This is a genomic window from Methanoregula sp., assembly GCF_049518935.1.
GTDB lineage: Archaea > Halobacteriota > Methanomicrobia > Methanomicrobiales > Methanospirillaceae > Methanoregula.
This window is the reverse complement of record NZ_JBEKRH010000035.1, coordinates 1-13797: the sequence shown is the minus strand read 5'-3', so window position 1 is coordinate 13797 and position 13797 is coordinate 1. Positions and strand designations below refer to the sequence as shown.

General features: G+C 57.6%; 10 protein-coding genes. 2 read left to right on the top strand and 8 right to left on the bottom strand.

What is annotated here, in order from left to right; all coding sequences use genetic code 11:
• Window positions 1–29 precede the first annotated feature (29 nt).
• The 3 genes from ftsZ to ABSE13_RS12750 are packed head-to-tail and all read right to left on the bottom strand — an operon-like array spanning window position 30 to window position 2944.
• A complete protein-coding gene (ftsZ, locus tag ABSE13_RS12760) occupies window positions 30–1121 on the bottom strand; it encodes a cell division protein FtsZ (RefSeq protein WP_424028898.1) in 1092 nt (363 codons plus the stop codon).
• Window positions 1118–2434 carry a D-aminoacyl-tRNA deacylase gene (locus ABSE13_RS12755; RefSeq protein ID WP_424028897.1) on the bottom strand — a complete coding sequence of 439 codons (1317 nt, stop codon included), beginning with the start codon at window positions 2432–2434 and terminating at the stop codon, window positions 1118–1120. The genes ftsZ and ABSE13_RS12755 overlap by 4 nt, the downstream gene beginning before the upstream one ends.
• Window positions 2435–2476: 42 nt before the next feature.
• Window positions 2477–2944: a TIGR00725 family protein gene (locus ABSE13_RS12750; protein WP_424028896.1), complete on the bottom strand. Its 468-nt coding sequence runs from the start codon at window positions 2942–2944 to the stop codon at window positions 2477–2479.
• A gap of 134 nt (window positions 2945–3078) precedes the next feature.
• On the opposite strand from ABSE13_RS12750, the gene ABSE13_RS12745 reads away from it, so the two are divergent.
• Window positions 3079–4800 carry a PAS domain-containing protein gene (locus ABSE13_RS12745; RefSeq protein ID WP_424028895.1) on the top strand — a complete coding sequence of 574 codons (1722 nt, stop codon included), beginning with the start codon at window positions 3079–3081 and terminating at the stop codon, window positions 4798–4800.
• A 163-nt stretch (window positions 4801–4963) separates the two neighbouring features.
• Here ABSE13_RS12745 and glgP read toward each other — a convergent pair whose 3' ends face one another.
• Together glgP and ABSE13_RS12735 are read right to left on the bottom strand one after the other, a co-directional pair.
• Entirely contained in the window at window positions 4964–7132 is a 2169-nt protein-coding gene (gene glgP / locus ABSE13_RS12740) for an alpha-glucan family phosphorylase (protein ID WP_424028894.1), read from the bottom strand.
• Between the two features lie 63 nt (window positions 7133–7195).
• Window positions 7196–7768 (bottom strand): hypothetical protein, encoded by a 573-nt coding sequence (locus ABSE13_RS12735; protein ID WP_424028893.1) that lies wholly within the window; start codon window positions 7766–7768, stop codon window positions 7196–7198.
• 183 nt (window positions 7769–7951) lie between these two features.
• Here ABSE13_RS12735 and ileS point away from each other — a divergent pair, with 183 nt between their 5' ends.
• Complete coding sequence (ileS, locus tag ABSE13_RS12730; RefSeq protein ID WP_424028892.1) at window positions 7952–11137, top strand: isoleucine--tRNA ligase; 3186 nt, start codon at window positions 7952–7954, stop codon at window positions 11135–11137.
• A gap of 972 nt (window positions 11138–12109) precedes the next feature.
• Here ileS and ABSE13_RS12725 read toward each other — a convergent pair.
• The 3 genes from ABSE13_RS12725 to ABSE13_RS12715 all read right to left on the bottom strand — a co-directional run bounded on the left by ABSE13_RS12725 (window position 12110) and on the right by ABSE13_RS12715 (window position 13749).
• Window positions 12110–12598 (bottom strand): tetratricopeptide repeat protein, encoded by a 489-nt coding sequence (locus ABSE13_RS12725; RefSeq protein ID WP_424028891.1) that lies wholly within the window; start codon window positions 12596–12598, stop codon window positions 12110–12112.
• A gap of 90 nt (window positions 12599–12688) precedes the next feature.
• Window positions 12689–13420, bottom strand: coding sequence for a tRNA(His) guanylyltransferase Thg1 family protein (locus tag ABSE13_RS12720; protein WP_424028890.1), 732 nt, complete (start codon window positions 13418–13420; stop codon window positions 12689–12691).
• Between the two features lie 62 nt (window positions 13421–13482).
• Entirely contained in the window at window positions 13483–13749 is a 267-nt protein-coding gene (locus ABSE13_RS12715; protein ID WP_424028889.1) for a PRC-barrel domain-containing protein, read from the bottom strand.
• Between the last annotated feature and the right edge of the window lie 48 nt (window positions 13750–13797).

Here is a 13797-nt window from a genome sequence, read left to right as displayed (position 1 = left end):
AAATCAGGTTTTGAAATTTCCATATTGGCTCACTTGAGAAAATCGATCTCAAACTGTTTCTGTACTTTGGGGGTAAGTTTCTCGTTCCGACCATATATTTGTGGCGACCGTACGCCCGTGACCACCAGCAGGCACCGCATCTTGTTCTCCATCGACGGGTCGATCTGGGCACCCCAGATGATCCGGGCGTTCTGGTCCACGCGATTATAGACTTCCTGCACTACACCCTCCGCCTCTTCCATGGTCATATCCGGGCCGCCGACCACGTTAACGAGCGCGGCGGTCGCGCCGCTGATATCCACATCGAGCAGCGGGGAACGGATCGCCTTCTTGACCGAGTCGGCCGCCTTGTCCTCGCTGTCACTCTCACCCATGCCGATCATTGCGACGCCGCCGCGTTCCATGACCGTGCGGACATCGGCAAAGTCGAGGTTCACGAGGCCCGGCATCGTGATCAGTTCCGTGATGCCCTTGACCGCCCGCATCAGGACTTCATCGGCAATCTTGAATGCGGCATAGAGGGGGAGTTTCGGCACGATCTCGAGCAGCTTGTCATTGGGCACAACAATGACGGTGTCTGCCACCTCCCGGAGGCGTTCGAGACCTGCTTCTGCATTCTCCATGCGGATGGCACCTTCCGCAGCGAATGGCAGGGTGACAACGGCGATGGTGAGGGCACCCTCTTCCCGGGCTGCCTTTGCAACGACCGGTGCAACGCCGGTTCCTGTACCGCCGCCGAGACCGACCGTGATGAAGACCATGTCACAGCCGGAGACGACAGCCCGGATCTCCTGCTCGTTCTCGAGGGCCGCTTCCTCACCGATCTGGGGGATGGAGCCGGCACCGAGGCCCCGGGTGCGCTGGCGTCCTACGAGGATGCGCTGGTCGGCACGGGTGCGGATCAGGTGCTGGGCATCGGTATTAATGGCGATCAGTTTTGCGCCGTGGATGCCTTCCTCCATCATGCGGGAGATGGTGTTCGACCCGCCGCCGCCACAGCCGATCACCGCGATCTCGGTCTTGAGCTCGGCGAGAATCTGATCAAGGTCTTCGTTATTCTGCGTGGGGGACACGGTTTCGTCCCTCGCCTTAGTGAGTGCCTCTTCAACAATTGACCTCATGAAAACTTCTCCAACCCCGGGATGTGGATTCTGGTTTCACTGCGGGAGGATACCATCTCGGGTGTGATGGTCCTGCCATCGATCGCTACCGGCCGGCCCCCAGCCAGCTCGCGGTAGGAAGGTCCGGGCAGCACCCCCAGTTCGCGCGCTTTGTGGGGGTCGAACCGGACCTTTGTGAGGATCAGGAAATCTCTCTCCGTTGCAGTGATCTCTTTACTACGTATGATTTTTACGCACAAGGTATTTAAATCATTTATTATTTCGGGGGAATGGTGCTTATACGTGATAAATTCCGGAAGCAGGCAGTTATCGTGCGTGGAAAGGTGAACGAGCGGCAGGGTGTCGAGCATTTTTATGAGCCCCGGCTCGTCCGATTTCACGGTTTCAGCCAGTAAAACAGGATTTGCCTGCACGAGCACGGGCGTACCGGTACCTTCAAGGTCATGGATATAGCAGCGTGCACCCGGCGAAACTGTCTCCGCCATTGCCCGGATCAGGGAATACATGTCCCATGGCAGATGGCCGAGAGAGTGGATTTCGCTCTCGGAGAGCCGGGGGATCTGCAGTGATTCGAGCATCCCTGTTATGCGGTTAAGAACTTCGCGGCTAAGTGCTTTCCGGTCGATATAGGCCGCAACAGCTCCGCTCTTCTCCTGCATGGCCCGGACCATCGCCTCGTCAAGGCCGGGGATCTCGCGGGTATGGGCGATGTGCCCGAAGGCGCCCCGGGAAGTAAGGGCGATCTCGGTCTCCCGGGCCGCGTAATGGGTGCCGCCAAACCCAATCAGCGGCACCGGGTCGTGCGGGACAGCGGAGAGGACGCTTTCGGCCACTGCCCTTCCCGCAATGGGATCGGTCCACTCCTTCTCGGTGCTGCCGATCTCGACAAAGAACGAGGGGGTTTCAAGATCGGTCGGACCATGGTGAGTCACTTCGTACGCCACCCGGTATCCCTCCGGGCAGTGCCGGGCCAGGGCCCGGAGCGTTGCCTGCATCATAGCCGGTGCAGCGGGCGCAAGGGTCCGGGCAGTGCCGCCGAGTTCCGCGGCCCCGTAGTTTCCGGTTACGTGGACGGTGAGGACCGGGACCGGGTTCGCGCTGTAATGGCGTGAGAGGAAGATGACGAGGTCGGCATCGATCCCTGCATCGATCCGCTCTGCATGGATCAGCCGCTCCTCCACATCGTGAAACCCGTACGTGCGGCCGGGGATCTGCCATCCGCCTGCCCCGCCTTCATCGAGCAGCTCCGCGATATGGTGCCGGATATTCAGGCCCGCCTTGTCCTGCCGGGAGTTGACCAGCGCAATCCTCATTGGTACTCAGTTGGTCGTGCCGGACGATTAAGGATGCCCGGTTTATTCCTTCCGGTGAATATGCCCTGATGAAGATCCGGCAGCCCTGATCGCCAGTCCTACTGCTTCAGCGGGAGTTGTGCATTTCACTACCCCGTCAATATCCCAGCTGGCAAGGCCGAAGACCGGGCATCCGGTCTTGAGGGCGATTGCGATCTCCGAGAGGGTCCCGTGGCTCCCGCCAATTGCGATCATAACATCGCCGGATTGAGCGACAAGAATGTTCCGGGCATGCCCGAGGCCGGTCCGGATCACGATGCCGAGATACGGGTTCCCGTCACCCGTCCCGGAGACGATGCCCACGGTCGTTCCCCCATGCTCCCGGGCACCTTTACAGGCCGCTTCCATCACCCCGCCGAGGCCCCCGCACACGAGGATTCCCCCGTTCTGTGCGATCAGCGCCCCGGTAGCATAAGCGGCCTCGTACTCTCTCTCCGTTGCATCCGCTGCACCGGTAACCGCAACCTGCATGCACTAACCTTGCCTGCCCAAGGGAAAAAACTGAGGGAGTGTTCAATACCGGGCACGTTCCTGCAGAATCATATGCCACAATTTATTTTACATTGAGTGAATAGAAACTGACTAAGTCAACACGGTGAATTGTTGTGCAGCAATCCGACAGGATATCCATTTTATGTGTAGATGACGAGCCGCTGTTCCTGGACTCGTTCGTCCAGATACTGGGGCGGCAGCCGGGTTTTTCCATAACCTCTGCGTCAACAGTCGGAGAAGCACTGGACCTGATCAATATCCAGTTTTTCGACGTGATAATCTCGGACTACTCGATGCCGGACATGGACGGTCTTGCCATGCTGCAGGAGATCCGGGCGAGGGGATGCCAGTCGCTCTTCATCGTTATCACCGCGAAAAGGCTTGCCCATATCGCGATCGATGCCCTGAACTGCGGCGCAGATTACTATTTCCAGAAAGGTGCGGATACCGGAAATGAGATCAAAAAGCTTGTTGAATTTATCCGGAAGAGCGTCCCGGAGCGGCACGCCGAACACGAGATCGCGGAGTGGGAGCGGTTTTACCAGTCGGTAGTCGAGAACCAGGCCGACCTGATCTTCCGGATAAATCCCGAGGGTACGATCAGTTACGTAAACGAAGCCGGGGTGCATTTCTTCAAAAAAACCTATGACGAACTGCAGGGGGATAATTTCTTCTCCCGTATCCCGGATGCGGATCGTTCGCTCGTCCTCCTCCGGCTCCAGAATATCTCGGCGATAAAACCCGATCTCCTGCTCGAACACCGGATCAGCAGCGGCGACAACAAACAAGTCCCGCTCCTCTGGAGCTATCGCGGGTTCTTCACAACCCAGGGTGCAGTTACGGAATACCAGGTCTCCGGCAGGGACACGGCAGCGGTAATCCGTATCGGCACACCGGATCCGGTGAAGTCGGCAGCCCCCGTTTCAGCTCCGCAGGCACCCGCGGCCGCACCCCCGGTCCCGGAAGAGGCGGACTGGAAGGGGCTTGTCGAGACCATCCAGTCACTGGACAACCCCGTCTTTGCGGTGGACAAGGGTGGCGTTATCATCGCGTGGAATAAAGGGCTTGAGGAGCTTACCGGGGTCCCTGCCTCTGCGATAGTCGGCAAGGGGAACCGGGAATATGCGGTACCCTTCTACGGGAAACCGGTCCCGATGCTCATCGACCAGATCCTCTCTCTCGCGGGAAAACCCGGGGTCACGGCACCCCAGGGTATCAAGAAGGTGGGGGACACGTATATCGGGGACGTGGAGCACGTCAGCATCAGGGGCAAGCCGATGCTGCTCTGGGGCAAGGGATCTCCCGTGTACGATGCAAAAGGGACCCTGATTGCGGCGATCGAGGCAATAACCGTAGGGGAGCCGCACCAGGCGGCTGACCAGGAGGAGTACCTGGGCGGTATCTCAAGTATCACGCTGAAGGTTTCTGGCGAGGGGATCGGGGGAGCCATTGCCGGGGCCATCGGGTCATCAACCGGCGGATACGGGGTCTATGCCACGAGCAGGAGACTGTTTGTGATCCGCAATGCCGACCTGAACGCGGAGAATTCACAGGGCGTCCAGTTCAGCACGTTCATGATGGACGAACTCTTCGGCACTACGGTCGATACCCGCCAGAAGCCGGTGAAGGATCTCGAGAAGCTGAAAATTTATGTGGCGGAGAAGGGCGATATCACCAGGATCGAGCTGAAGAAACCGGTCCTGCTTTCAGGATTCCTGACGATCACTACAAAGGACGGCAGCTCATTCCGGGTATATATCGACCACAAGAAGGCCTTCACTCATATCGAGCAGCTGATGAAATCGTTCTCACCGGAGAACCTGAAGATCGAGTAATTATTTTTTTGATAAAAACTATTTTCAGGAATATCCTGCCCCCCATTCCCACTGATCACCATCAGCCGGAGTTCGCTTATCTCTTCGATCGCAAACCGGGGGGCCCGGGCTGGCACCGTAGATTTTTAACACGATACCGGCAGTCACTGGGGGGGCTCACGGCTTACTTCCTGAGTACACACGCGTAGGCTACATCAGCCCCGGTCACCAGCTGGGGGTAATAGCGCGAGACGTACTCCTTGACCATCCGGCGGGCAGAGAAGCGGGGGGCGTTGCTCTTGATGGACTCCTTCATCATCTTCACCCATCCGTGCGGGATCCCTTCAAGCGAGGCCGAGTAATAGAGTGGAATCACTTCCCGCTCGAGAATATCGTAGAGCGCATATGCATCGGCCGCATCCCGGTCGTTGCCGGTAGTCGTACTCGCGAATGACCACCCGTTCTTCCCGTTGTAACCCTCGAGCCACCAGCCGTCAGCGATACTGAGATTAATCACACCGTTCATGGCCGCCTTCATTCCGCTCGTCCCGCTCGCCTCAAGCGGTGGTATCGGGTTGTTGAGCCAGACATCGACCCCGTGAACAAGGTACTGGGCGGTCTGTTCGCTGTAGTCCTCGACAAACGCGATCCTCCCTTCGAGTTCGGGCTGCTGGGCAATCTGGTAGATCTTCTGGAGGATCCGTTTCCCCTCATAGTCCGAGGGATGGGCTTTGCCGGCAAAGATGATCTGGACCGGGCGCCAGCGGTTGCAGATGATCCGCTTCAGCCGTTCCATATCATAAAAGATGAGATCGGAACGCTTGTAGGTTGCAAAACGGCGTGCGAAGCCTATGGTCAGGATGGAAGGGTTCAGGAGCAGTCCCGCGGCAGCAAGAGAGAGGGGGTCTTCCTGCTTCTTTGCCCACTTGATTCGTGTCCGTTCCCGCATGCGGTTGATGAGCTTGATCTTGAGGTCGAAGTGGAGGTCCCAGAGCTTCCCGTCCGGGATCTCGTCGACAAGGTTCCAGATGCCCGGGTCATCATGCTCCTGCTGCCAGTTCGGGGTGACCGGGTAGAAGTACGTGTCGAGGAGATCCTCGACCCGGGGATTCATCCAGGTCGGGAGGTGCACCCCGTTCGTGATCGCGTCGATGGGAATCTTGTCCTGCGGGAGATCCGGCCAGAGGTTCTTCCACATCTGCCGTGTTACCTCCCCGTGACGCTGCGAGACCGCGTTGTGGTAGGAGGAGAGGCGCATCGCAAGGACCGTCATGTTGAACCCGCTCTCCGGATAATCCGGGTGCGTCCCGAGCCCGAGGAACTCCCCGCGGGTGATCCCGAGCGCCGGGTAATAGCGGGAAAAGTAACGGTCCATCAGTTCCGGAGGAAACGCATCGTGACCTGCCGCGACCGGGGTGTGGGTGGTGAAGAGCGAGGTCACCCGGACCTGGTTTAAGGCATCGGGGAAACTGATTCCCCGCTCAACCCGTTCCCGGATCCGCTCCAGCAGGGCAAAGGCCGGGTGCCCTTCGTTGAGATGGACTGCCGAGTACAGGATACCCATCTCATGCAGCACTTTCCTGCCACCGATACCAAGCACGATCTCCTGCCGGAGCCGTTCCTCCTGGTCCGAAGTGTAGAGGTTGGAGGAGATCCGCCGGTTTTCCTCGTCATTCAGGGGGATGTCCGTATCAAGCAGGTAGAGCGGCACCTTGCCGACATCCACCCGCCAGACAGCGACGAATATGGGGGGCTCGATATGCGGTACCTGGACGACCAGCTGTTCGCCTTCGTCGTTGTTCACCCGTTTGGCCGGTGAGGCATCCCGGTCAAGGGTCTCCTGGATCCCTTCCTGCCATCCGTCCGGCAGGATGTGCTGGTGGAGGTAACCCTCCGAGTACATGAAACCGACAGCAACAAGCGGAACACCGAGATCGCTGCATTCCTTGAGATGATCGCCGGCAAGGAAACCCAGCCCCCCGGCGTACATCGGGAGGGAGTGGTGCAGGCCATACTCCGCGGAAAAGTATGCGATGGTCAGGGCCCGGCTGCCGGGATACTCTTCCCGGAACCAGCCGGTCGTGGTGTTCATGTAGCGCCGGAAGCGGTTCATGATGATATCGTACCGCCGCAGGTACTCCTCGTTCTTTTCAGCAGCGAGGAAGAACTCCTGCGGGGTGTCCCGGAGCATCCTCACCGGGTTGTGGACGCTCGCCTTCCATGCCAGCTGGTTGAGCTGTTTGAAGAGGATCCGTGCCTCGGGATGCCAGCTCCACCAGAGATTGTAGGCAAGGTCGGTAAGGCCGGCCAGCCTTGGCGGGATATGGGTAAAACGGTTGCCAGTATCTGACACAGCAAACGAGTGCTCTGTCACCGGGCATGCTTATACTTTTCTGATAAGGAAAAAGGGAGGAGGTCAGATAAGGGTCAGCGTGACCGGGACCTGGTAGATGGTGCTGCTGGTGCCGGACTCTTTCCGGTCATCAACACAGAGGTAATATGCGTGCTGGTCCTTGATCGTGGCAGTCTTCGCAACCGGGCCTGTCACGTCATTAAACTGGATCACGGGTACGATACCGGCATAGACCCAGTTCTTCTGGACCGCATCCCACTTCGGCGCAATCTGCCGGAGCCCGATCTGGTCGTTCTCGTCCACCATAAGCACATTGACATTCACGCCCCCGCCGGCCGGAGGGGCGGCAGTGAGAGTCACTTTCTGGCCGGGATCCAGGTACGTCTCCCCAATCTGGTCCTGGATGTTGAGGCAGGAGAAGTCGTTGAACTTAACCCCGATCGTGGTATCGATATTGGCACTCTTTGTAACAGTACTGGCAGCAGAGGTGGCAACGGCCTGCTGCGGTGCCGCCGGGGCAACGGTGCCGGCAGGAGCCGGGGTAGCTGCAGCGGGTGACTGCGGGGTGGTACAGCCTGCGGTGAAGAGCAGCAGGGCCGCGAGCAGGATAAAAAGAACGGTACAGGATGATTTCATACTGTTGAATATTAAAGCAGCCAATATATTGATTGCGATCCTGTTTCGCCCGGTCATACTTCCGGTGAGCCCAGGTTCTTCCGGAACGGCTGCCGGCCGGCTGCCTGAGAAAAACTACTTTGTGCAGGGACACCAACATGTGAACACACAAAAGGGTATCCCGTTGTGAAAAGAGGGGTTTTTTTGAGAGAGGTCACCGCGAACTTCAATGCACAGGAGATCGAGCGTGCGGTGCAGGAGCACTGGCGCACCCACGATACCTACCAGTCAGTCCGTCAGCACCGGAGCAGGGGCAAGCCGTTCTTCTTCGTGGACGGGCCGCCATACACCACCGGGCACATCCACCTCGGCACGGCATGGAACAAGATCTTAAAGGACAGCATCCTGCGCTATCACCGGATGTGTGGCAGGCACGTGATCGACCGGGCGGGGTACGATATGCACGGGCTGCCGATCGAGGTGAAGGTCGAGCAGGCGCTCGGTTTTAAGTCCAAGAAGGACATCGAGAAGTTCGGCATCCAGCCGTTCATCGAGAAGTGCCGGGAGTTCGCTATCGGGAACAAGGTGCTGATGGACGACCAGTTCGCCGCACTCGGGGTCTGGATGGACTTTCCCAGCGCATACCAGACCGTGAAGCCCGAGTATATTGAAGCCGCCTGGTGGACCCTTGCCAGGGCCGAGGACCGCGGGATGCTCGAACGCGGCCACCGGGTCGTGAACTGGTGCCCCCGGTGCGAGACGGCGATCGCGGATGCAGAAGTGGAGTACTGGGACGAGAACGACCCCTCGGTTTTCGTCAAGTTCCCCCTCACCAATAAACCGGGCGAGTTCCTCCTCATCTGGACCACCACGCCCTGGACCCTGCCGGCGAACGTTGCGGTCGCGGTCTCAAAGGAGTTCGAGTATGCCAAAGTGCATGCAAAGAAGGACGGGAAGGAAGCGTTCCTCTGGATCGCAGAGCCCCTCGTCAGGGCGGTGCTGAAGAAGGGCCGGTTCAAGGACTACACGGTCGTCGAGACGAAGAAAGGCACGGAGCTCGTCGGCTGGGCCTACGAATCGCCCCTCAAAGAGATCGTGCCGCTCCAGCGCGAGATCGAACACAAAGTCGTGACTGCCGATTTCGTGGCGCTCGAGAATACCGGCATGGTGCACATCGCTCCCGGGCACGGCTGGGACGACTATGTGCTCGGGACAAAGGAAGGCCTCCCGATCATCTGCCCCGTTGACGGTGCAGGAAAGTTCAAGGCAGAGGCGGGGGAGTTTGCCGGCCAGTTCGTGCGGGATGCGAACGAGAACGTGCTCAAGGCCCTCGGCGATCACCTGCTTGCAAAAGAGACCGTCACCCACCGGTACGGCCACTGCTGGCGCTGCAAGACGCCGATCATCTTCCGGGCCACCTCGCAGTGGTTCCTCAAGGCCTCCGAGATGCGGGACCTGATGCTCTCGGAAGTGGAAAAAGTCACGTGGTACCCCGAATGGGCTGGCAGCGCCCGGTTCTATGACTGGATCAAGGAGGCCCGCGACTGGTGCATCTCCCGCCAGCGCTACTGGGGCATCCCGATCCCGGTCTGGGTATGCCCGAAGTGCGATGCCTACCGGGTGGTAGGCACCATCGCGGAGCTCGAGGAGCGGAGCGGCAAACCCCTGCCGGACCCTCACCGCCCGTTCGTTGACAGCGTGACGATCCCGTGCACCTGCGGCGGCACAATGAAGCGGGTCGAAGACATCTTCGATGTCTGGTTCGATTCCGCTGTCGCCTCGTGGGCAACGCTCGGGTTCCCGGGTAAGACAAAGGAGTTCGAGGCACTCTGGCCTGCCGATTTCATTGCCGAAGGGCAGGACCAGACCCGCGGCTGGTTCTACTCCCAGCTGGGTGCCAGCACGATCGCGTTCGGGAAGGCACCTTACAAGAGCGTCTGCATGCACGGGTTCGCTCTCGATGCGGAGGGCAAAAAAATGTCCAAGAGCCTTGGGAACGTGGTGAACCCGAGTGACGTGATTGGAAAAGTCGGCGTGGACGTGCTCCGGCTTTACGTGCTCTCCTCCTCCGCCCCGTGGGACGATCTCAAGTTCAACTGGGAAGGGGTCGGCACCACCAACCGGGCGCTCAACATCCTCTGGAACGTGTACCGTTTCCCGATCCCCTACATGATTCTCGATAGGTTCGAACCCGCAGCGAAGAACGGCGTCTGGGACGATGCCTGGATCCGGGCGCACCTGAAACTGATGCCGGACGAGGACCGGTTCATCATCTCCCGGATCAACTCGGTGGCGGCCACGGTCGATACGGCCACAAAGGAGTGCCAGCTCCACCGGGCCACCCGCGAGCTCGTGAACTTTATCCTGGAGGATCTCTCGCGCTGGTATGTCCAGCTCGTCCGGCCCCGGATGTGGCTCGAAGGTGAATCTGAACAGAAGGTCTACGCGTACGAGACGATCTACTACGTGATGCGCAGGCTCACTACGCTCCTTGCCCCGTTCTGCCCGCACCTCACCGAGGAGATCTACGGGAACCTCCGGTGTGCGAATGACCCGGACAGCGTCCACCTCCTTGACTGGTTCTCAGGGGAGACGGCCTTCGTGGACCGGGACCTGGAGCACGCGGTCGAGCTCGTCCGTTCGTTCGACGAGGCAAGCGCCAATGCCAGGCAGACCGGGAAGCGGAAACTCCGCTGGCCGGTCTCTGAAGTCGTGGTCGTGACCGGTGCAGTACCGGTGAAGGATGCAATAGAGCGGCTCAACGCGGTCTGCATGGACCGGGCAAATACCCGTAAGGTCAGCGTGGTCATGGGCCGGTGGGACCGGGTTGGCTGGCATGCCGAGCCGGTGATGAAGGCGCTCGGCAAAGGCTTCGGCAAGGACTCCTTCAAGCTGAAAGGGCTCATCGAGGCAGCAGATGGCAACGCGCTCAAGGCCGCAATCGATGCCGGACAGACATTCAGCCTCAGCAGCGGCGATGCAGTCTTCGAGATCGGCAGCGAGCATGTCACGTTTACCGAGAAACTCCCGGCAGATGTCTTCTCCGCCCCGATGACCGATGCAATGATCTACGTGGATGTGGCACTCACGCCGGAGCTCGAAGCAGAGGGATATGCCCGGGAAGTGATCCGTCGGGTGCAGGACATGCGTAAGCAGCTCGATCTCGCGGTCGAGGATACGATCAATGCCGAAGTATCCGTAAGCGACAAGCGGATCCTCGCCCTGCTTCACACCAATGAGATGATCTCAATGATTGCCGACGAGGTCCGGGCAGTTTCCTTCGGGTTCTCAAAAGACGGGAGCCAGCCGGATGGTGCACGTTTCGCGTCTGTCAAGGAGTGGGACGTGGAGGGTGTCGCGATGGTAGTCGGGATCGGGAAGGCGGGATAGGGACGTATCTTTATTAGTGCATTTCCGGCTGTACACAAAAAACCTGTCACGGGTCAGTGACCCGGCCGGCCTATATCCCCGTATGGGAAGGGCAGTACTATTCCGGGCCCGTAAAAAGCCCCGTTTGCCAATCCGGGCAATCGATCTTTTTTCTGCACAGGAAATGATGTCCACGCCATTGAAAAAGTCTGCAAATTGCGGATATTTTTGGAAAACCTGTTCATTACAGCGATTTTAAACCTGCAAAATAGCGGCCTTTTTAACGGCCCCGTTTTTCCGGCTGCACGTAAGACCATGCTGAATGAAAAAAACCCCTGTTTTGGGATCGGCCGATCCTGCCAGATGCACCTAGAGCCGGCCTCTCTCCATGACGTTCCGGTACTTACCGACGTTCAGGGTTCTCCGCAACCCTCCACGCCCGGACCTTCTCCTCGAACGTTACCGCTGCATTCGCCGGGCTTGTGGAGGGAAGCGTCACGGCAGGCAGGCGGCCCGGCACCTCCACGAACCGATGGGAGAGCCGGGCCGGCCGTGCTGCCGTTCAGCGCCACGAGCCGGATGCCCGGGTGCGCCTGGACAAACCCAAAATTTCCGGGCGGGGGGTGAGGGGTCGATTGAAAATTTTTTGGCGTGACAACAGGTGCGGATGAAATTTCACAAATTCCGGCAATCAATTTGATGATGATGATGCCTCATACCCCCCATTGCGATGAACGCCGCCGCCCCCGGCGGGGCGCCCCCGCGGCGGTTCAGAACGGTTGAAAAAAGCCGGGTGGGTTAAATCGTCTTGCCCCGCCGTGCCTCGGAGAGGCCCTGAGGCGGGTGACCATCGCAATCTCCAAATTCATTTTAACGATTTTCATGATTTGGGTGCGAACATTTTGTTCATGCCCGTTTCTACAGAGCACAATTCACGGAATTCAAAGATAATTTTTTTTTAAATTTTCCTCTCTCTCTAATGTGTAATATGACTTATTTATGGTCATAATCCATTAAATCTAAATCTTCAAATCTTTTATCTGTAGAATTCTTGTTGTTCTCTTTCTCCCGATCTCGTAAATTTTTTGTCATATCTCTTGGATTCTTTGATTCGGAACGGGTTGGATTAAGTTCTATCGCACGGTCAAATGCATTTACTGCTTTATCGTATCTTTTCAGGTTCCCAAGTGTATTTGCTTTATTGAACCACGCAACTTCAAATCGGTTATCAGAGACAAATTGAACATCCGGCCCAACGTTTTGGAAATCCATAACGGTTGTAGCTGATTCAAAGGCTTTCAGCGCCTCTTCGTAATTGCCGGATGAAAATAATATTGTTCCCTGATTGTTCATTTTAATAGATTTAGTCCCCCAATTTAATGGTGGATTTTTGAGTTCTGATGGAACTCGTTTTTCTGTAAGTTTTCCCCCAAAAATTCCGTATTTTGGTGCAATGGCTAGGCAGAAATAATCAGATTCCATGATTCAAAATAATATCAGCCAACATTTCAAAGTTACTAAAGTTCCTTCACTTGGGACAAATCGTATTGAAATTCTTTTTTCTTGAAATTCTCACACCCCGCCCAGCGCCCTCTTCAGAAACTCCTGCCCCTCCGGACTCGTGAACAGGGGTAGTTCCGTTTCTGTAGTGACCGCACTCCGTTCTGCAATAACCGTCTCCTTCGTGATCGGGTTGAACCCTTCCTTCTCGGTCAGCTTCTTGTAGACAAGCGTCCCCCGGCGCTGCCATGCGGGGGTGGTTGCGAGGTTGAACCCCCGCACGTGCATCATTTCATGGAGGTCCTTTGACTGCAGTCCACGGAGATGTTCTGCCGCCTTCCTTGCATCCATGCCTTCCTCGATCAGGGCCTGCTGGCAGTAGGCGTTGATGTGGTTGCGCCAGGCCTCGGCCTGCCGGTTGGTCAGGTATTCCAGCGCGAACTCGGGGGTTGCCGGGATCACCCGGGCGTCAAACGCCACAAGGGTAGTACCTCCAAGAGCAAGCGTGAAGGAACTTGCTGCAAACGAGGCGGCTACCGAATCGAGCTTCTCCACCCTGCCGCTGAACGGAAGCTTTGCGAAGTAGAGGCTGATCTCATCCGAGAAGGTATACGCGAGATCGGGATTGAGGCCGCTTTCGGCAACAATCGACATGCAGGCAGTCACCATCGCCTTATGGAAGAACTCGTCGAACGGCTTTTCCAGGCCAAGACAATCAGCAAGACGGTGGAAGGCCCGGCCGTCAAGTCGCACAAAAACAGGTGGGATTGCGGTGATTGCTGAAAATATTTCCCGGTTTTCCATATAAGTACCATGCGGGAGTGCAAAAAAATTGGGTGGGGCTCCCGCCGTTTTCTCGTGTTTCGTTACTCTTCTTCGGCGCTGCCGCCCGTAAACGCGCCCGGCAGGTGGCGGATCAGGACGATGTCGTCGATTGCACTGATGATACGGTACGGGATCTTGAGACCCTTGAAATTCTTGAGCTCGAAGAGCTGGTCGTTGACCTTGCTGACGACAAGGGCCTCGATCTTCTTCTGGTCCACATCGATCATGACATCTTCGACTTCGCCGACAAACATGCCCTTGTCCGTATAAATCTGAAGCCCGAACAGCTCGGTAATCTGGGTTTCCATCGTTATCAGATGAAAGTATATACTTAAGAGTTAAAAAGATAATCCTTT

What these genes read in the sequence shown, in the direction of transcription:
- ftsZ (WP_424028898.1), bottom strand. Translation starts at nt 1,121, where the DNA reads ATGAGGTCAATTGTTGAAGAGGCACTCACTAAGGCGAGGGACGAAACC.
- ABSE13_RS12755 (WP_424028897.1), bottom strand. Translation starts at nt 2,434, where the DNA reads ATGAGGATTGCGCTGGTCAACTCCCGGCAGGACAAGGCGGGCCTGAAT.
- ABSE13_RS12750 (WP_424028896.1), bottom strand. Translation starts at nt 2,944, where the DNA reads ATGCAGGTTGCGGTTACCGGTGCAGCGGATGCAACGGAGAGAGAGTAC.
- ABSE13_RS12735 (WP_424028893.1), bottom strand. Translation starts at nt 7,768, where the DNA reads ATGAAATCATCCTGTACCGTTCTTTTTATCCTGCTCGCGGCCCTGCTG.
- ABSE13_RS12725 (WP_424028891.1), bottom strand. Translation starts at nt 12,598, where the DNA reads ATGGAATCTGATTATTTCTGCCTAGCCATTGCACCAAAATACGGAATT.
- ABSE13_RS12720 (WP_424028890.1), bottom strand. Translation starts at nt 13,420, where the DNA reads ATGGAAAACCGGGAAATATTTTCAGCAATCACCGCAATCCCACCTGTT.
- ABSE13_RS12715 (WP_424028889.1), bottom strand. Translation starts at nt 13,749, where the DNA reads ATGGAAACCCAGATTACCGAGCTGTTCGGGCTTCAGATTTATACGGAC.